This window comes from Nocardia sp. NPDC051570 (genome assembly GCF_044454005.1).
Taxonomy (GTDB): Bacteria; Actinomycetota; Actinomycetes; order Mycobacteriales; family Mycobacteriaceae; genus Nocardia.
The window spans coordinates 384,453-403,014 of the sequence record NZ_JBITDI010000007.1; the positions used below are offsets into that span (position 1 = coordinate 384,453).

General features: G+C 65.6%; 16 protein-coding genes. 4 read left to right on the plus strand and 12 right to left on the minus strand.

The genetic code is table 11. The features are described 5' to 3' along the window. The first annotated feature begins 46 nt into the window (after positions 1-46). Positions 47-1,285: an alpha-hydroxyketone-type quorum-sensing autoinducer synthase gene (cqsA, locus tag ACIA76_RS20525; RefSeq protein ID WP_397153420.1), complete on the plus strand. Its 1,239-nt coding sequence runs from the start codon at positions 47-49 to the stop codon at positions 1,283-1,285. A 14-nt stretch (positions 1,286-1,299) separates the two neighbouring features. On the opposite strand, the gene ACIA76_RS20530 is transcribed toward cqsA, so the two are convergent. Next, on the minus strand, positions 1,300-3,963 hold the full coding sequence (locus ACIA76_RS20530) for a LuxR C-terminal-related transcriptional regulator (RefSeq protein ID WP_397153421.1): 2,664 nt from the start codon (positions 3,961-3,963) through the stop codon (positions 1,300-1,302). Positions 3,964-4,397: 434 nt separating this feature from the next. On the opposite strand from ACIA76_RS20530, the gene ACIA76_RS20535 reads away from it, so the two are divergent. Both ACIA76_RS20535 and ACIA76_RS20540 read left to right on the plus strand, forming a co-directional pair. After that, on the plus strand, positions 4,398-5,969 hold the full coding sequence (locus ACIA76_RS20535) for a tetratricopeptide repeat protein (protein WP_397153422.1): 1,572 nt from the start codon (positions 4,398-4,400) through the stop codon (positions 5,967-5,969). Between the two features lie 152 nt (positions 5,970-6,121). Further along, positions 6,122-7,390 carry a cytochrome P450 gene (locus ACIA76_RS20540; protein ID WP_397153423.1) on the plus strand — a complete coding sequence of 423 codons (1,269 nt, stop codon included), beginning with the start codon at positions 6,122-6,124 and terminating at the stop codon, positions 7,388-7,390. Positions 7,391-7,399: 9 nt separating this feature from the next. Here ACIA76_RS20540 and ACIA76_RS20545 read toward each other — a convergent pair whose 3' ends face one another. From ACIA76_RS20545 to ACIA76_RS20565, 5 genes are all read right to left on the minus strand, one after another. Then, positions 7,400-7,897 (minus strand): DUF6879 family protein, encoded by a 498-nt coding sequence (locus ACIA76_RS20545; protein WP_397153424.1) that lies wholly within the window; start codon positions 7,895-7,897, stop codon positions 7,400-7,402. Positions 7,898-8,076: 179 nt separating this feature from the next. After that, the gene (locus ACIA76_RS20550; protein ID WP_397153425.1) at positions 8,077-8,550 is read right to left on the minus strand and encodes an NUDIX domain-containing protein; all 474 of its coding nucleotides are present in this window, start codon (positions 8,548-8,550) and stop codon (positions 8,077-8,079) included. 110 nt (positions 8,551-8,660) lie between these two features. Then, a complete protein-coding gene (locus tag ACIA76_RS20555; protein WP_397153426.1) occupies positions 8,661-9,458 on the minus strand; it encodes a helix-turn-helix domain-containing protein in 798 nt (265 codons plus the stop codon). Between the two features lie 35 nt (positions 9,459-9,493). Continuing rightward, positions 9,494-10,012 carry a DUF6879 family protein gene (locus ACIA76_RS20560; protein WP_397153427.1) on the minus strand — a complete coding sequence of 173 codons (519 nt, stop codon included), beginning with the start codon at positions 10,010-10,012 and terminating at the stop codon, positions 9,494-9,496. Next, positions 9,993-10,325 (minus strand): hypothetical protein, encoded by a 333-nt coding sequence (locus tag ACIA76_RS20565; RefSeq protein ID WP_397153428.1) that lies wholly within the window; start codon positions 10,323-10,325, stop codon positions 9,993-9,995. The genes ACIA76_RS20560 and ACIA76_RS20565 overlap by 20 nt, the downstream gene beginning before the upstream one ends. Positions 10,326-10,560: 235 nt before the next feature. On the opposite strand from ACIA76_RS20565, the gene ACIA76_RS20570 reads away from it, so the two are divergent. Then, positions 10,561-10,749, plus strand: a complete 189-nt coding sequence (locus tag ACIA76_RS20570; RefSeq protein ID WP_397153429.1) for a hypothetical protein — start codon at positions 10,561-10,563, stop codon at positions 10,747-10,749. Positions 10,750-10,845: 96 nt separating this feature from the next. On the opposite strand, the gene ACIA76_RS20575 is transcribed toward ACIA76_RS20570, so the two are convergent. Genes ACIA76_RS20575 through solA form a run of 6 tightly spaced genes read right to left on the minus strand, consistent with a single transcriptional unit; the run spans position 10,846 to position 18,558 of the window. After that, on the minus strand, positions 10,846-11,661 hold the full coding sequence (locus ACIA76_RS20575; protein ID WP_397153430.1) for an IclR family transcriptional regulator: 816 nt from the start codon (positions 11,659-11,661) through the stop codon (positions 10,846-10,848). Between the two features lie 12 nt (positions 11,662-11,673). Continuing rightward, positions 11,674-13,233, minus strand: a complete 1,560-nt coding sequence (locus tag ACIA76_RS20580; protein ID WP_397153431.1) for a GMC family oxidoreductase — start codon at positions 13,231-13,233, stop codon at positions 11,674-11,676. Beyond that, positions 13,226-14,764 (minus strand): APC family permease, encoded by a 1,539-nt coding sequence (locus ACIA76_RS20585; RefSeq protein WP_397153432.1) that lies wholly within the window; start codon positions 14,762-14,764, stop codon positions 13,226-13,228. Before ACIA76_RS20585 ends, ACIA76_RS20580 begins: the two co-directional genes overlap by 8 nt. Before the next feature lie 31 nt (positions 14,765-14,795). After that, entirely contained in the window at positions 14,796-16,277 is a 1,482-nt protein-coding gene (locus ACIA76_RS20590) for an aldehyde dehydrogenase family protein (protein ID WP_397153433.1), read from the minus strand. Then, positions 16,274-17,413, minus strand: a complete 1,140-nt coding sequence (locus ACIA76_RS20595; protein ID WP_397153434.1) for an aromatic ring-hydroxylating dioxygenase subunit alpha — start codon at positions 17,411-17,413, stop codon at positions 16,274-16,276. Before ACIA76_RS20595 ends, ACIA76_RS20590 begins: the two co-directional genes overlap by 4 nt. Then, entirely contained in the window at positions 17,410-18,558 is a 1,149-nt protein-coding gene (gene solA / locus ACIA76_RS20600) for an N-methyl-L-tryptophan oxidase (RefSeq protein WP_397153435.1), read from the minus strand. The genes ACIA76_RS20595 and solA overlap by 4 nt, the downstream gene beginning before the upstream one ends. Between the last annotated feature and the right edge of the window lie 4 nt (positions 18,559-18,562).

Consider the following 18,562-nt stretch of genomic DNA (forward strand, 5'->3'; position numbering starts at 1 on the left):
TGGACGGTTCATCCGGTCCGAACCTAGGCTGGCGGTACGAATTCCAGTGACCGACAACGAGGATCTGATCTGGTTGACAACCACGGTCGCCGCACGCCTGCAGGACCGGATAGACCACTTCCACCGGGATCGGGTCGCCGGAGAATGGGGTAACCGGCACATCCTGCACGGACGCGGTCCGGGCCCGGACAGCGTGCGGGTCCATAGCAACGACTACCTCGCCCTCAGCGGCCACCCGCGCATCGCCGCGGCGATGGCCGAGGCGCTCACCGGCCGCAGCCGGATCGCCTCCGGCGCCTTCCTGCACGGCGAGCATTCGCAGCTGCGACTGGAACACGCACTGGCCGAATACCTGCGGGCACCCGGCGGGGTCCTGTGCCAATCCGGCTGGGACGCCAATACCGGTCTACTGCAGTCGATCTCGGATCCGGCCACGCCGGTGTACATCGACTACATCGCACATATGTCGCTCTGGCACGGCGCCCGGCTCGCCGGATCGCCCATTCATCCGTACCGGCACAACTCGCCATCGCATCTGCGAGAACAGATCTGGCGGCACGGCCCCGGCGTGATCGTCGCGGATTCGATCTACAGCACCAACGGCAGCCGATGCCCGCTGGCCGCGTTGTGCGAGATCGCCGAGGACACCGGATGCCTGCTGGTTGTCGACGAATCACATTCGCTCGGCATCGACGGGCCCGCCGGGTCCGGAATGGTGGTCGAGCAGGGACTCGTCGAGCGCGTGCACTTCCGGACCGCCAGCCTGTCCAAGGCATTCGCCGGTCGCGCCGGATTCGTCACCGCCGGATCGCCCGAATTCGTCGACTACTTCAAGATGGAGTCGTATCCAGCGGTATTCTCCTCGACCCTGCTGCCGCACGATATCGCCGGTCTGGCAACGACTCTCGACGTCATCCGGGACAGCGATCAGCGCCGGCATCGGCTCCGTGAGGTCTCCGCGACCATTCGCACGGCACTGCGCGAGCTGGGTTTCGACCTGGAGGACAGCGACAGCCATATCGTGCCGGTGCTCACCGGCCCCGATTCCCATGCCATCGCCATCCGCGACTTCCTCGAAGAGCGAGGCGTTTTCGGCTCGCCCTTCTGCCCGCCCGCCACCTCCCACCATCGCACCCTCATCCGGCTGTCGCTGCATGCGGCGCTCACCGATATCCAGGTCGACCGAATCATCCAGGCGTGCACCGATATTCGCGACACCTTCGGCGCCGTCCCGCATACGTTGCGGCAGCAGGTCGGCCCCGTTCCGGCAACAACGGCCCCGTAGCGACCGGAGTCGACTCAGCGGTGGTGGGCGGGTGCGAGCAATCCGAGAGCGCGGGCATGGCCGACGGCCTCGGCCCGGCGATGGACCCCGAGCTTGGTGTAGAGGTTGCGCAGATGGGTCTTGACGGTATTCGGGGAGACGGACAGCTCACGGGCGATATCCGGCGTCGACAGGTGGGTCGGCAGATAGCGCAGCACCCGAATCTCGCTGTCGCTCAACGCCTCCAGCGGTTGCTGCGGCCCGGGACGCTCGGGTTCGTGTCCGGCGAGCAGATTCTGGATCTGGGCGATCATCGCGGCGTGCCGGGTGCGGTGCCGTATCCGGCGTTCGAGTAGGTCGGGCACGGGGTGCAGCAGGAACCACAGCAGCGCCCCATCGGGTTCGGCCACATCCAGGGCGCGTTCGACCGCGGCCTCGGCACCCTCGGAGTCGGCCAGCGCCTCGCGGGCGATCGCCTCGAGCAGCAACCCCTCGGCCAGCCGCCCCGGCCAGATCACCGGGACCGAACCGTCGAGCACGGGCGCCAATGTGGCCAGCGCGGCCTCCGGCGCACCCTCGGCGACCTGCGATGTCGCCAAAGCCATACGCACCCAGGCACTTTCCCGGACCTGGGCGTCGAGCGCGGCGCGGGCCGCCGCAGCCCCCTCGAGGTCGCCCAGGCGCACGAGGGCCAGTAACCGGAACCCCCGCACGATCGTGACGAACGGATTCCGCGCGGACAGCCGGTCGGCGAACCGCTCGGCGAACCGGAACGCGGCCAGCGCTTCGCCGTAGCGACCGAGCGCCAAGCCGAGAATCCCCTGCGAACAGCGGATCGCCATCCCCACCGCGGGTTCGACCTCCGACCGCAGGGTGCGCTCGGCACGCTGCAGCCACGACTCCGCCTCCGCCAACCGCCCCTGCCAGACCAGCATCGTGGCCAGCGCCGTGGCGGCGAGTCCGGCCGCGGGCTCATCAGTCCAACCGTGTTGCCGGGCCAGTTCCATCGCCTGTTCGCCGAGTTCGGCGGCCGGGGTGAATGAGCGGAACATGACCGAGGCCGCCTGATAGGCCAGGCTGGTGAATTCGAGATACGGTCGGCCGATCCGGCGCGCCAGCTCCGCACCCAGCTGGAGATGCCGGACCGCGTCGTCGAATCGGGCGATCGAATACTCGGTGGTGCCGAGGCTGACCAGGGCCAGCGCCCGCAGATCCGCGCCGAGGCCGAGCAGCGACATATCCGGACCATCCGCCGCGACCTGAAGCTGTTGTGCCGCTTCGGTCGCCGCCGGAAGGTCCCAGTGGTGCCGGGCCACCAGCAGCCGCACCATCCCGAATACCAGCTGTGCGTGGGCCCGCCGCCCGTCGGGCACCGATGCCGCCGCGCGGTCGGTGAGCTCCAGGTAATGCTCCTTCGGCAGCCCGGGCGCCTGTCTCAGCTCATCGGCCGCGGCCATCAGCGCGAGTTCACCATTGGCGGTGAGGTCGGCGGCGGGGAAACCGTTCAACAGTTGATGGATGGTGCCCGTTTCACCGTCCATCAGCAGGATGGGCCAGTGATCGGCGAGCAGGCGGGCGGCCATATCCCCGGCTTCGGCGGCCTGGGCATGCCGGATCGCCTCCACCGGAAAGCCATGCCCGGCAAGCCATTCGGCCGCGGCCCGATGCAACGCGGCGACCTCATCGCGGGGGGTGCGCCGCAGTTCGAGTTGCAGCAGATCGCCGAACAACTGGTGATACCGAAACCACGACCGCGCCGCGTCCAGCGAGGTCACGAACGCATTCGCCTGCTCGAGGTCCTGCAGGACCCGCTCACCGCCGCTGCCGCCGGTCAGCAGGTCGGCCAGTTCACCGCTGACCCGCTCCAATATCGAAGTGCGCAACAACAACAGGCGCACGGATTCGCTCTGTCGCTCGAGCACCTCGGCGAGCAGATATTCGGCCACCGTCCGCTCACTGCCGGAGAACTCGACGGCGAACCGGACCGGATCGGGATGTCTGGCCAGTGACAACGCCGCCAGCCGCACCCCGGCCGCCCAGCCCTCGGTTCGCTCGTGCAATGCGGTCAGTGCCGTGTCGGGCAGCTCGATTCGGGCCTGCGCGAACAGCTCTCGGGTCTCGGCGAGGCTGAACCGCAGATCGGCCGCGCGGATCTCGGTCAGCTGACCCTCGAGCCGCAGCCGGTGCAGTCCCAGCCGAACCTCGTGCCGGGTGGTCAGCACGAACCGCAGCGCCGCCGGGGCGCGCATCACCAGCAATTCCAACTGCCGCAACGACTCCGCGGCATCGAGCTCGTGCATATCGTCGATCACCAGCCACAGCCGCTCCCGCAGCGGCGCGAGATCCTCGAGCAGTCGCTCCACCAGCGCCCACCCGTCCAGATCCGGGGCCGCCGAAACCGCCTGCACCAGTTCCGATCCCACCTCCGTGCCGCGCAGCGCATCGGCCACCGACAGCCAGAACCGTTGCGGATCCCGCTCCTGCCGCCGGACCGGCGCCCACGCGACGCGGCCCGCCAGATCCGAGGTGCCGATCCAGGATCGCAACAGGACCGTTTTCCCGCTCCCCGCCGGCGCCGACACCATCGTCACCCGCACGGCCCCCACCCGCTCGAACAACCCTCGACGCGGAACCAGCCCGACCACATCGAAACCAGCACTGTGCTCAACCCCTGAGCGCGCAGCCTCATCAGGTCTCACGGCTGAATCATCGCACAGCGAATTCTCACGATGCGGGTCGAGTGGGACGCTCACAGGTCGTGATCCTGAATGCCGTTGTTCCGCAAGGGCTGCAGTGCCGCCAGAGCTCGGCGCGGTCGACGGGTGGTCTTCCCGCGCCGGGCACCAGGGCCGTCCGGTTCGGCCTTCGGGGTCGACATCGTCGGCGACTCGCTACCGGGCGTCATTGCCCGGTGACCGTGGGATCGGACTGATACCCAGGGTGCCCGGCATCAGGGTGAGCGGGTATCGCCCCGTCGGTGTGATTGTTCTGTGCGAGGCCAGGTCTCGGCGATCACCCGGACCGGGTGATGCCGAGTCACCCGGTCGAGGCCGATTCTCAGAGCACCCCGGGGCAACACTCGAGGCAGGGATGGCCGCCGGTGGGTGCGCCACCGGCGAATGGAGCTAGGCATATGGCCATCAGCACCCGTCCCGATCCTTGTGCACGGCACTACCGGATCCGGGTACGCGGCCGTTTGGGAGAGACGCTGCGCTGCGCGTTCCCCGCGCTCGAGGCCGAGGCGGTCGGCGGGGACACCGTGCTGACGGGTGTGCTGGCCGATCAGGCCGCACTGTACGGCGTACTCGCCGAATTGGAGGCGCTCGGCCTCCAACTCATCGAAATCCGTCCGATCCCGCCGCGCACCCCCCACCCGGTCCCGCCCGAGCCCGCGGCGACGGCGCTGCCGATGGAGACCTTCGACCCGTTCCGGCTGTGGTTGCATCAGCCATTGGCGAATCTCGGTGAAATGCCCACCGCGCCAACCTTTCTGGTCCACGCCGTGGAGCTCGACTATCGCTCGATGGTCGAGTCGGCGCCGCGGCCGCGCATCCAGGTGTCGATCAACCATTCGTTCCGTGGCGCTCTCGCCACCGCCATCGGCCGGCCGGAGTTCGATATCCGGATGTCGGGCGAACTTCCGGAGGCCTTCCGCTCGGAGCGCTGGTCGATCCTCTGCGATTTCGTGGACTCCTGGGACGGGCTGTCACCCGAGCGGCGGGTGCGAGTGTGCTGGACCTTGGCCAAACTCGGTCTCTTCGACGAGATTCTGCGTTTGGTTCCGGATATCCCGGTCTCGACCGTCGGGAGTTCCGAGGAATCGGCCGCATTCGCCTATCTGCGGGCCTGGGCCAGATTCAAGAAATGGCTCGACGGCGAGGAGGACGGCTTCTCGGCCGACGAGTTCGCCGCGGTGGCCTCGAGCGCACCCGCGGGAATGACGCGTATCGACGCCGCATACGAGATGGTGCGACAGCATGCGAAGTACACCGGTGATGTCGCGGAATGCGAGCTGTGGCAGGTCGTGCACCGCGCGGCCATCGACGCCGCGACCGGCCTCGACGACCATACCCGCACGCTGATGCTCAGCAGATATCACCGAGTCGATGCGTTCATCCCACAGTTCCGCCGCGACGCCGCGGCGGTCGACGCGGCGATGACGCGCGCCGAGAACCTGGCACGGTCGGCCGCCAGAGACGATCCTGATCAGGCGGTGGCCGCGGACGAGATGTTGTACGCGGCATTGGAGAGCCGCATCAAGGAGGCCCTCTGGACGCGCGACACCGGCCTGGCCCTGGAACGCGCGAACGAGTATGTGGCGCTGTCGCCGAGCAGCGCTCGCGGCTATTGGCATCGCGCCGAGGTGCTCTTCCGCGTCGGGGACTGGACTCGATGCCGCCGTGACTGTTTGGAAGCGGCTCGTCTGGCGCCGCCACATGCGGATGAGGCACTGTTTCTGCTCGGGCAGTGCTACGAGCAGGAAGAGTCGCCGGACGAGGCCATCAACGCCTATCTCGGCACATTGCGAGCCGATCCCTTGGCGATCTCCGCCGTCGAGCGCCTGACCGAATTGACGCGGATACACCGGCGCGCGGCATTGCGGGACTGGGTGACGGGATACGCCGATCATCTTCTCTCCCAAGAACCGCCGGAGCAGTGGGCCGCCGCATACCGCGACCTGCCGGCCCCGGCCCCGACGGCATAGCGACCGGGAGGTGACACGAATGACCATGCGAACACTGAGCAAGAAGCGTCGCAACGACGCACCGCACTGATGAATTCATTTCCCCAGGGGCGGAAGCGTTTTCGACGTTTCCGTCCCCTCGGGAATGCTTGCCGAACGCCAGGAATTGCACCATGGATACTCGTGTCGAACCCAGCCCTTCAGCAGCGTGCCCCCATTTCGACCCATTCGATCCCGCGCATATCGTCGACCCTTATCCCACCTATGCCACCCTCCGTCGAGACGCGCCGGTCTTCTACCATCCGCACCTCGATGTCTGGGTCGTCAGTCGATATGCCGACATCGTGGCAGCGGTGAATCGACCCGAGATCTTCTCCTCCAGTGGCTCGTTGACGCTCACCGGAGGATTCTCGCCGTCGGTCGAGGCTGTTCTGGCGGGCGGTATCGGCATGGCATCGTTGCTCACCGAGACCGACGGGCCGACGCATACTCGGATACGAGCGGTGTCCAATCGCGCGTTCACCCAGAAGCGAATCGCGGAGATGGAGCCTCGAATCCGCGCGATCGCCGATGATCTGATCGAGCGGTTCGAGGCCGACAGTAGGGCGGAGCTGGTATCCCAGTTCGCATCGCCGCTGTCCGGACTCGTGATCTGCGATCTGTTCGGCCTGCCTCGTGTGGATCTCCCGATACTGCGCCCGTGGAACGAAGGCTTCGTCTCCCTGCTGTCGGTCGACGTGCCCACGACTGAGCAGATCCGCTGTGCGCGCGGCCTTCTCGCCTATGAGCGGTACATCCACGAACAGTTTCTCGACCGCCGGAGCAATCCTCGCGAAGACCTCCTCACGGTCATGCTGCCCTCCGAGTTGGGTGGCACTGCCGCACTGAGCCTCGGCGAGGCCGTCTACAACGCAATGGATTTCATCGCGGGCGGCTACGAAACAACCGCCAAGACGATCGCGAATGCGGTGGCCGCACTCTTCGAGTATCGCGATCAATACGACCGAATCAACGGCGATCCGGAGTCGCTCGACCAGGCCGTGGAAGAACTCCTACGCTTCGCCACTCCCGTGCAGGGCATCTTCCGAGTCACCACGCGCCCGGTCGAACTCGGCGGCGTGACACTGCCACCCGCCGCGCGCGTATTCCTGCTGTACGCCTCCGCCAACCACGACGAGCAGCAGTTCGACAACCCCGACGTACTAGACGTGAGTCGCCCACCCACCCGCAACCATCTGACCTTCTCCCGAGGCACCCACGTCTGCCTCGGCTCAGCCCTCGTCCGCCTGACGGTGCGCTCGGCATTGGAGACGCTCCAGAAGCGATTACCGAACCTGCGCCCGGCCAGGGACGCGGCACCGAGGCGTGTGCGCCACATCTGGCTGAACGGTTATGAGACCCTGCCGGTGGAATGGGATCAGGCCGCGGAGAGGGCTCATTAACCGAGCTTGTCACCGACGGACGTATTCCTCGTACGGTATCGCCAGCTTCCAGAGCCGTTCACGTGCCTCCCGACAATAGCCAACTACTCCCGGATCAGTAGTAATGCCGGGACCAACGGGTCGCGCCTCGTGATCTGTCAGGTTGAACGCAACGATTGCGTCGTCGAACAACCACCAGTCATCAGTAGGGATACTCGCCCGATCAACTGAATCGCGGGCTACGTAGCGTATGTCTTCCCCAGCGTCGACGCTGCTGCCTGTGACCGACAGTAACCACCTCTGGTAGTCGCTGTGCGGCACAGTGACAACCCGAATGCGGCTCATGCCGACACCGCGTGCCGCCAGTGTCGTGACGAGGTCTATCCAATCATTGTTGTCGTACCCATCGTCCTCCTCGGACTCTCCCGCCAGAAATCGGCGCAACGGCTCCGCCTCTTCCGGCACGGCGTAGGAGTCTCGGACCTCCATGTGGAACGCGAACTTCTGCGTGCCCTCAAAGAGATCCATCCATGCCTCATTCGGTCGGAACTCCACCGAAGTAGCTCCTCTCCTTCAGCGGCACCTCGATAGCTGTCTCGTTGTGCTGGAAGGTCATTTGACCCAGTGCCGCGGCGTCGTCGATTGGTCGTCCCGTCAAGGTGAAAGTAGCTCGCCCCGTGTCGAGGGTCTTAACCGTTGGTGAGTGGCTAGCCCAGGTAAGGTTGGGGGCGCCGTTCGGCGTGATGTTGAAGTCGGAGCCGAACAGTTGGGTGTACCGGCAGTTCGGCAAGCTCGTCCGGGCTGAGGAATTGGACGGCGGTTGATTCGTTGCTTACCTTGATCTGACCGCCGATTACCTGACCATGGAATACGATGGCGAACTCTTGCCGTATTTCACCGTCCCCATATTCGATGATGTGTTGCGGATCGGTGTAGATTCCGAGCAGCCCAGTGATCTCGATGTCCAGACCGGTCTCCTCCTTGGTCTCTCGGATTACGCACTGCTCCAGGGTCTCACCGATCTCCATAACCCCTCCAGGCAGAGACCAGTTGCCAGAGTCCCCTCGACACTGCATAAGAATGCGGCCTTCGGCATCTGTGACCAGCGCTGACCCACCGGGCACGAGGCTATTCGCCTTGGGCGCGGCGGGGTCTCGATAGTAGTCACGCCGTCCGCTCATCCAAAGCTCCTTGCACGTAGGGGGTAGTGGTGTCCCATATCTGTTCGAATTGATCAGCAAATAACTCGAAGATTCCATTCGAACGCTCCCGAGCGACCTGATATATCGGGCTATCCGGCCCGCGTTTCGAGAGCTTTACGAATCAAATTCCGCGCTGACTCGCCTGTAGTCGACTGCTCCGCCAATCTATCGAAGGCTTTGCCGTAGAGTGCGATCTCTCGGGGCTGGGTTACGGTCAGCTCTGCTGTCACCGTTTCTACCATCACCATACGATTATCGAACATGGTGAAATTCGTCATCGATACCCGGTACTGCGCGGCGGCCGGAATGATCCCGAGAACCACTCGGGGCATCCCGGCAACAGCCAACAAGCGGTCGAGTTGGCCAATCATGGTCTGATCACTGCCTACCGTGGTCCGTAAGGCCTGCTCGGCAAGAAGAAAGTGGAACTTATGGTCGCGGCGGTAAAGGATCTGCTGGCGTTCCATCCGCTTGGACACACCTTCGTCCAGGTCATCCGGTATCTGCTGAAAGTCGATTACAGCCCGAAGTATTGCTTCAGCATACTCGGCCGTCTGAAGCAATCCCGGTATCAGAAACGGGTGGTAAACTCGCATCACCGAAGTATCCGCTTCAAGCTTGATCGAAGCCTGTTGCCGCCGCTTAGTGCCAGTACTGAGCACTCGTCTCCACTCGAGCCATGCGGCTTCAATATTGCGGAGCGTGGCCAACAGATCAGGTACCTGACCCTCAGCGCGTGTATGGGTGCACCAGGCGCGTATATCGGCTTCGGTGGGCGCGGTCTTCCCGTACTCTATCTTCGATACCTTACTTTGGTGCCAACCGGCGCGGCGCGCGAGTTCGGTACCAGTTAGGCCCGCATCCTGGCGAAGCTCCCGGAGCTGCACCCCGAGAGCTTCTCTTGCCTCATTAACCGAACTTGTCACCGACGGGCGTATTCCTCATACGGTATCGCCAGCTTCCAGAGCCGTTCGCGCACCTCCCTACAATAGCCAACTACTCTCGGATCGCTGGTAACAGCGATCCCAGCGGGACCGCCGCTCCCGTCCACCAGGTTGTAGGCGACCCTTTCGTCATCCATCAGCCACCAATCGTCCGGTGGTACTTGTTCGGCGAGATGCCTTGGCACATAACGGATGTCTTCGCCCGCTTCCTGGTTGTAGCGGGTAACCGACAACAACCACCGTTGATAGTCGCTATGCGGAACAGTGATGACGCGTACCCGGCCAATGGATACACCACGCGCCACCGTTTCCCGTATAAGGTCATGCCAGGGAACCGCCGTGAAGGGTGCGGGTTCGCCTCTCAAGAATTTCTGTAGCCGTTCATCCTCGCTCGGGACGTGGTAAACGTCTTGAACCTCGAGATGAAACGCGCTGTGCCGCAGCTCTCGAAACAGCGTGGGCCATAGGTCCGGCTCGTCATTCTGCCGTAGCAACATGGCCGTAGAAAGTCCTCTCTCGCTTCGGTACCTCGATAGCTGTTTCGTTGTCCGCCAAGGTCATCTGATTCAGGGTCTCAGCCTCGGCGATCGGTCGACCGGAAAGGGTGAAAGTACCCCGGCCGGTGTCGCTCATATCCGCACCGAAGAACGTATCGGACTCGGCGAAACCCGTTAGGAGATGCGGGATTTCGACGACGTCCGGTCGGCCGGTCTTCCAACCCTGAATGACGTAACTGTCCAGGTCGGTGGCGTAGACACTGGGGCAGTTACCCCCTTCGGAGCCGCCTTGACCAAGTAGCCGTAACAACATGATCGTGCCTCCAATCGATTCATGCAGATCTATGCTCCTGCACTGACGATCATCCCTCAGCTGCATCGGGTTTGGTAGGCCAATACGGTGATACGAGCATTCTTGAGCATACTCGTAGACCGATCCAGTGACCTCTTCGTAGCGTCAGATTCGACGCTCGGGGCCGGTCGAGCCCGGTTGGAACCAGATTCCCGGCTCCGAGTAGTCCCCACCGACGACGGAACAGGGGCCGGAGATGGACAGGCGCAGGGAGACAAGGCTTTTCGCGTTCGATGGCGGTGTGCTGGAGGTCTACGACTACGGAGACGACGCCGAGAATGGTCCAGGGGTTCATCTCGAACTGCGCGGCCGCAGCGACTCGACCGCGCTCGAACTTCGCCCGATACCCGCAACCGATGACGACACCGATACGGCGGCATCGTGAGCCTGTACGACTGGGGCGGCCTGGCGGTCGCGGCCGGAATCCCGTTGACCGTGTTCGTCATCGCGGCGTTCGACGTTCGCCGCATCCCCAAAAGACTCAGGCAAGCGATCCGGGATCGACGCGACCGTAGCCGAGGTAACCCAGCCGGCGGCTGATCGCCGCCGCGCCGGCCATCGTCAACGCGGCCATCTCCGCGAACCGTTCCGGCCCCAGCCGATAGGACGGACCCGAAACGCTCAGTGCCGCAACGGTAGTGCCGGTGTGGTCGTAGACGGGCGCCGCCACCGCGTTCAATCCGACCTCCAGTTCCTCACGCACGCTGGCCCATCCGCTGGCCCGCACCTCGGCCAACTGCGCGGCCAGATCGATGAACTCGGTGATCGTGTCGGCGGTGTAGGCCGCCGGGTGGACCCCCACCAGCTCGCGCACCGCCGCGGGCTCCAGCGCCGCCAACAGCACCTTGCCGCTGGAGGTGGCGTGCGCCGGGCAGCTCTGACCGACCCAGGAGCGCAACGCGATCGAACGCGGGCCGATCGCCTCGACGATGTTGATGATCCGATTACCGTCCAGCACAGCGATATTCGTGGTCTCGCCCGTTTCGGCCGCCAGTGTGGTGCACGCGTCCTGGCCGGGACCGACGAGATCGGGTCGCGCACTGGTGGATCCGGCCAGCCGAACGAGGGAGAAGCCGAGGCGGTACTTGCCGCGGTCGGATACCTGCTCGACGTATCCCCGCGATTCCAGTACGGCGATCAATCGCGACACGGTAGATTTGTGCACACCCAATTCGGTGGCGATCTCCGTGACACCGCCCTGGCCCAGTTTCGCGATGATCTCCAGGACGTGCAGCGCGCGGTCGACCGACTGCACCGCGGCCGTCCGCCCGCCGCCCTCGGGTTCCCGTTTCGCCATGACGACGTCATTCTAGGCGGATCTCCGGATGAGATCCGCGCACTTCTCCGCCATCGCCATCACCGTGATATTCGGGTTCACCGCAGGCAGTTTCGGCATGGCGGACGCGTCGACCACCCGCAGCCGCTCGACGCCCTTCACCCGCAGTTCGGGGTCCAGCACTGCCATCGGGTCGTCGGCCGCGCCCATCCGCGCGGTGGCCGCCGGGTGGTAGACAGTGTTGTGTGTGGCCCGAACATAGTGCAGCAGTTCGTCATCGGTCACCGCCTCCGGCCCCGGGGCCAGTTCGCGGGCCGTCCATCCACGCAATGGAGCCTGTTCGGCGATCCTGCGCGCCAACCGGATTCCGGCGAGCATCACCCGCTCGTCGTGGCCGTCCGGATCGGTGAAGTACCGCGGATCGACCTTCGGCCGGTCCCGGAAATCGCGGCTGCGCAACCGGACCGTGCCCCGCGAACGACCCTGAGTCACATTGGGGGTCAGGCAGAATCCGTTGTCCGTGGTCGGATAGCCGTGCCGCAGGGTATTCATATCGAACGGCACGCTGCCGTAATGCATCATCACGTCCGGCAGCGCCAGCGCGTCGTCGGTCGTGGCGAACACTCCGATCTCCCACCACTGTGTCGAGGTGGTCACCATCGGCCGTGCGGCCTCCCAGAACACCAGCCCCTCGACGTGATCGTCGAGGTTCGCGCCGACACCGGGCGCGTCCACCCGCACCGGCACACCGATCTCACGCAGATGCTCCGCGGGCCCGATCCCGGAGAGCATCAACAACTTCGGGGTATCGATGGCCCCTGCGGTGACGATCACCTCGCGTCGGGCCGACACCGTGTCGTAGCCGGTGAGGTCCGGCCGCTGATACCGCACGCCGGTAGCGGCCCGCGCCTCGTCGAACAGGATCTCGTTGACCCAGCAGCCGGTCCGCACCTCGAGATTCGGTCGCGAGCCGAGGATCGGATGCAGATACGCATGCGAGGTGGACATTCTGGTGTTGTCCTCGTCGGCGTTGATCTGGAACCATCCGGCGCCGTTGCGGACCGTGGTGCCCCGATTGAACTGGACCGTGGGCAGCCCGGCCAGCGCCGCGGCCTCCAGCACCGCGACACCGCAGGGATCGCGCGGCGGGACATCCCGCAGCCGCACGGGACCGCCGCGGCCGTGCTGATCGCCTGGGGCGCTGTTGTTTTCGAGGCGCGTCACATAAGGGAGAACCTCGGCCGCGCCCCACCCCTTCGCCCCCATCGCCGCCCACTCGTCCAGCCCCTCGGCGGGCGGCCAGAAGGCGATACACGAGTTGTGCGAGGAACATCCGCCGAGCACCTTCGCCCGGGCGTGCCGCATGAAGCTGTTGCCACGCTCCTGCGGTTCGACCGGATAGTCCCAGTCGTAACCGGAATCCAGCAGATGCATCCATCGGTCCAGCCGCAGGATGTTGTCGTCGCCGACATCCGAGGGCCCCGCCTCCACCAGGCACACCGTGACGCCCGGATCCTCGGACAGGCGCGCGGCCAGCACGCACCCGGCCGTGCCACCTCCGGCGATCACGTAGTCGAATGTGCTGTCAGACAATGTTTTTCACCTCCGTGTCGACGGCCGCATGTGAGGCCAGTGTGCCGATATCGCGCCTGCCCTTCAGCAGGTACCACAGCAGCCCGACGCCGAGGATCAGGCCGATGTAGACGAATGCCCCCCAGGTGTTGTACCAAGGCGTGCCGTATATCGCGGTCCGCGGCCAGGCCAGGTTGACCGCCATACCGACGCCCCACACGACCGCGACGATATTCACCAGCAAGCCCCACCGGCCCATGGTGAAGTAGCCACCCTCCGCCAATTCCCGTGGCGGCCACTGCCCGCGCAGCCGTTTGCCCAGCATCGGCCCGGTAACCATCAGATACGCCAGGTAGATCATGATGATCGCGATGGAGGTCAGCACCGTGAAGATCTTCGGCTGGCCGATGTTGATCAGCAGGATCAGCGCGGACAGCACGCCGATCGTCACGGCCGGCACCACCGGGGCCTGGGTCCTGGTATTGACCCGAGCCAGCTTCTCCCCGAACGGAAGCGCGTTGTCGCGGGCCATGGCGAAGGCCAGCCGGATCGCGGCGGTGTGCACGGCCAGCGAGCACACCGTCACCGCTATCACGATGCAGCACAAGAAGATTCGCCCGAGCGGGCCCCACATCACCTGTTGCACGATGTATTGCAGACCCCCGTCGTTGCTGCCGATCTTCGGATCCGACAGGTCGGGTGCGGCCATCACCGCGAAAACCAGGATGGCGCCGCCGATCACGAAGGAGGCGAGCACGGCCCGCAGGATCGCCCGGGGCGCCGTACGCCGCGGCTCCACCGTCTCCTCCCCCAGCGAACTCGCGGTATCGAAGCCGTACATCACATAGCCGGAGGCGAGCGAGGCCACCAGGAACGCGCCCAGATAGCCACCCGACTCACCCGCGCCGTAGCCGTGGGTGGAGAAGAACACCTGCGGACCGCGAGTGGCGTTGGCCGCCAGGATGATCGCGATCAGCACCGCGGCGATCAGCTCGATGAACACCCCGGCGCTGTTGATCATGGACATCAGTCGGACGCCGAAGGCGTTCACCACCGTGGTGAAGATGATCATGATGGTGCCCAGGACCACCGCATTGGTGGCGAAATCGTATTGTCCGCTGCCGTCACCGATCAGCTGGAATCCACTCCACAGCCGCGGCAGGTTCAGCTGCAGCGCCAGCACCACCGCGGACAGCGTCACGATCGACGCGGTGAGCATCAGCCACCCCGACGACCAGCCGATGATTCTGCTGCCCAACGACTTCGACCAGTTGTAGACCGAACCGGCCACCGGATATCGTGCGGCCAGCTCCATGAAACACAGCGCCACCGCCAGCTGCCCGATGAATACCAGCGGCCACGACCACAGATATCCGGGCCCGGCGGTGCCGAATCCGAAGTAGAACAGCTGGAATGTGCCGGTCAGGATCGAGATATAACTGACGCCCGCCGCGAAGCTGGCGAACTTCCCGATGCTGCGATCGAGGGTTTCGCGATAGCCGAACTCCGCCATCCCGTTGCCATCGGACCCATTGCGTTCTTCGCCTACCATTGCGCCACCGTGCCTTTCGCGGAGGGAACGTCTAGCTGCCCTTGAACCACTCCGCTGGCTTGGGTGCCGTGTTGTGCCAAATATGTTTGATCTCTTGATATTCCGCGAGACCGGTCGGGCCGAGTTCGCGACCGTTCCCCGATCGCTTGAATCCGCCCCATTCCGCGGCGGCCGTGTAGTACCCGAAGTCGTTGAGCCACACCGTGCCGTGCCGCAGCGCGCGCACCATCCGCTCGCCGCGCGCCGCATCGGAGGTACGCACCCCGGCCGCCAGGCCGTATTCGGTGTCGTTGCCGAGCCGGATCGCCTCCGCCTCGGTGGTGAATCGCTCCACCGTCAGAATCGGGCCGAAGGTCTCCTCCCGGACGATCCGCATGGACCGATCGCAGCGATCGAAGATGGTCGGCAGGAAGTAGCTGCCCGCCGCCAGTTCCGGATCACTCGGCCGGACGCCACCGGTCACCAGCTTGGCGCCCTCCGAAATACCCAGCGCCACATACCCTTCCACCTTCGCGCGATGTTCCTGCGAGACCAGCGGGCCGGTCTCGCTCGTCGGGTCGAAGCCGGGGCCGACCCGGATCCGCTCGGCCCGGCTCGCCAATTCGGCCACGAAGTCGTCGGCGATGGACTCCTCGACGATGAGTCGCGTTCCCGCGGAACACACCTGACCGGAGTGCAGGAATACGCCGGTGAGCACCTGGTCGACGGAACTGACCCAGTCGGCGTCGGCGAAGACGATATGGGGGTTCTTGCCGCCGAGCTCGGTGGCGACCTTGGTGAGATTGTCGGCCGCGGACCGGGTGATGGTCCGCCCGGTCGCCAATCCGCCGGTGAAGGAGATGAAGTCGACATCCGGATTCGCGGTGAGGGCCTCGCCGAGCACCGCTCCGCCGCCCTGCACCAGATTGAGTACACCGTCGGGCACACCCGCCTCGACCACCAGGCGCGCGAACGCGATGGTGGTCAGCGGGGTGACCTCGCTCGGCTTGGCCACCATGGTGCAGCCCGCGGCCAGCGCCGGCGCCACCTTCCAGGACATCTGAAGCAGTGGATAGTTCCACGGAGCGATCAGCACGCACACGCCGATCGGCTCGCGCACCACGCGGCTGAGCACCGCGGGGTCGCCCACATCGATCAGCCGATCCGCCTGTGTGGCAGCGAGATTGGCGTAGTAACGGAATACCGAGACGACATCGTCGATATCGATCCGGCTCTCCGCCAACGTCTTTCCGGTATCGACCGTCTCCAGCCGGGCCAGCTCCTCCTTGTCGCGGACCAGCAGATCGGCGATCCGCAGCAGCAGCGCCGCGCGTTCGGTGATCGGTGTGGCGGGCCAGGCTCCGTCGTCGAAGGCCGCCCGCGCCGCGGCGACGGCGCGGCGCGCGTCCTGCGGTGTGGCCTCGTCCACGATCGCCGCGACGGAGCCGTCGGCCGGATCGATGATCCGGCGGGTTCCGCCGTCCGCCGCATGCTGCCATGCGCCGCTGATGAGTAGGTCCGGGTCGCCGTTCATCCAACCTCTTCCAAACGATGGGAGACCCATTCATGGAACTCCGCGATGTGGTGTTCGGCGGGTACCAGCACACCACCGTCGCGGTAGGCCCGTGAGGACATGGTGGGCTGCGTGCGCTCGCAGGCCGCGAAATCCTGCTGATTCACCCGATGGAACAGCTCGGCCGAGCGAGATACGTCCTGTTCCCGGTCTACCACATCCTCGGTGTAGAGCCAGTCGCATTCCACGACGGTGCGGTCCACCGCGAGCGGGTACATCCGGTGGATGATGACGTGGTCGGGCACCAGATTCACGAACACCTGCGGCCGGATCGTGATCGCGTAGTAGCGGCGATCCTGTTCGGCGCGGATGCCCGGCAGCGGATCGAAACCCGCCGCACCGTCGATGGTGAAACCCGCTATGTCCGTGCCGAATTCGGCACCGTGTCCGACGAACATCTGCGCCGCCAGTCCATGCGCGAACTCCGGGAGCACGTCGGTGAGCTCCGGATGGATGGTCGCGCAGTGGTAGCACTCCATGAAGTTCTCCACAATTAGCTTCCAGTTCGCTGCGACACTGTAGACCACTCGGTGGCCCACTGCGAGTCCCTCGATCCCGTAGGTGCCGATGACCGTGGGATCGCCGAGCCGCGCCGTGACCGCGCTCACCACATCGCCCTCGAACGACGGTGGCTCGGCGGCCAGACATACCCACGCGTATCCGAGCCACTCGCGCAGTGCGACCGGCACCAGGCCATAGGCCACCCGGTCGATCGCCTCGCCCGACGCGGTGCGCAGCGCACCCAGATTCGGCGCCGCGACGAGCTTGCCGTCGAGTCCGTAGGTCCAGGCGTGATACGGACACCGCAGGGTGCGCCGCACCTCGCCCTCGTCCTCGGTGCACAGCATCGCCCCGCGATGGCGGCAGATATTCAGGAACGCTCGCAGTTCGCCGTCGCGGCCGCGCACGATCAGTACGCTTTCCCGGCCGACCCGCACCCGCCGGAATCGGCCGGGATCGGCGAGATCGCCGGATCGCACCGCACAGAACCACATTCGCTCGAAGATGCGCTCCTGCTCGGCCGCGAAGACGCGGTCGTCGACGTACCAGTTGCCACCGAGGGTGGGGATCAGTGGCGGGGGGTCCGTGGTCGTCATGCGGTCACCAGCCTTCGCGGGTCGAAAAGGGCGATGGGATGGGCGGTTTTCGCCTCGATGGCCAGGTCGGCCAGGATCTCCCCCACCACCGGCACGAACTTGAAGCCGTGGCCGGAGAATCCGCAGGCGATCGTCACGCGGGCCGCATCGGGGTGGCGGGCGACGACGAAATGGTGGTCGGGGGTGTTGGAGTACATGCAGGTAGCCGTGTGCACGGCCGGACCGTCGAGGGCCGGGACGAGTTCGCGCACACGCGCGCGCATCTCGGCGATCTCCTGCGGATGCACGACGCGGTCGATGGTTTCGGGCGTGCACTCGATACCCTGGCGGAAGAACGCGGTCTTCACCCCACCGGCCGGGCCGTCGATCGCCGGGAATCCGTACATCTGTGCGCCGGTCTCGTTCTCGGCGATGAAGATCGGCTGATCCTCGAATGCCGTTGTCCCGCCGATCGGATCGAGCCAGTACAGCACGTTCCGCTCGACGGTGATCGGAATCCCGAACTGCGACAGCAACTGTGGCGCCCAGGCGCCCGGGCAGATCACCAGCTGGTCTGCCCGGTAGGTGGCGCGCGCGGTCGTGACAGTGACACCGTCGCCGTCCTCGGACCAGCCGTGCACCTGCTCTCCGAAGGTCAACGTCGCCCCGGCCCGCAGCGCGAGTTCGATATGCGCCCGCACGGTCGATTCCGGCCGGGCGAAGCCGCCCTTGGCCTCGTAGATCCCGATATGACCGGGATCCGGATCGAGATTCGGGAAGCGCCGCCGGATCTCGGCCGCGTCCAGCACCTCGTGCGGCAGCGACCATTCTCGGCTCGCCCGCAGACTTCCCGCGACCGTCGTGCAGTCCGGCGGACCGAGGTACAGGCCACCGGTGAGGCGGAAGACCTCCCGGCCGCTGTCGGCGGCCAACTGCTCCCACAGTCCGTAGGAGCGCAGCAGGAGCGGCACGTAGCCGGGATCCTCGAAGTAGGACTGCCTGATGATCCGCGAGCCGCCGTGGCTCGACCCCCGGTCGTGCGCGGGCGCGAACCTGTCCACACCGAGCACGCGCTGACCGCGTGCGGCGAGGTGATAGGCCGCGGCACTGCCCATACCCCCGAGTCCGATCACGATGACGTCGTATCCGGTTGCCGCCGTGGCCATATCG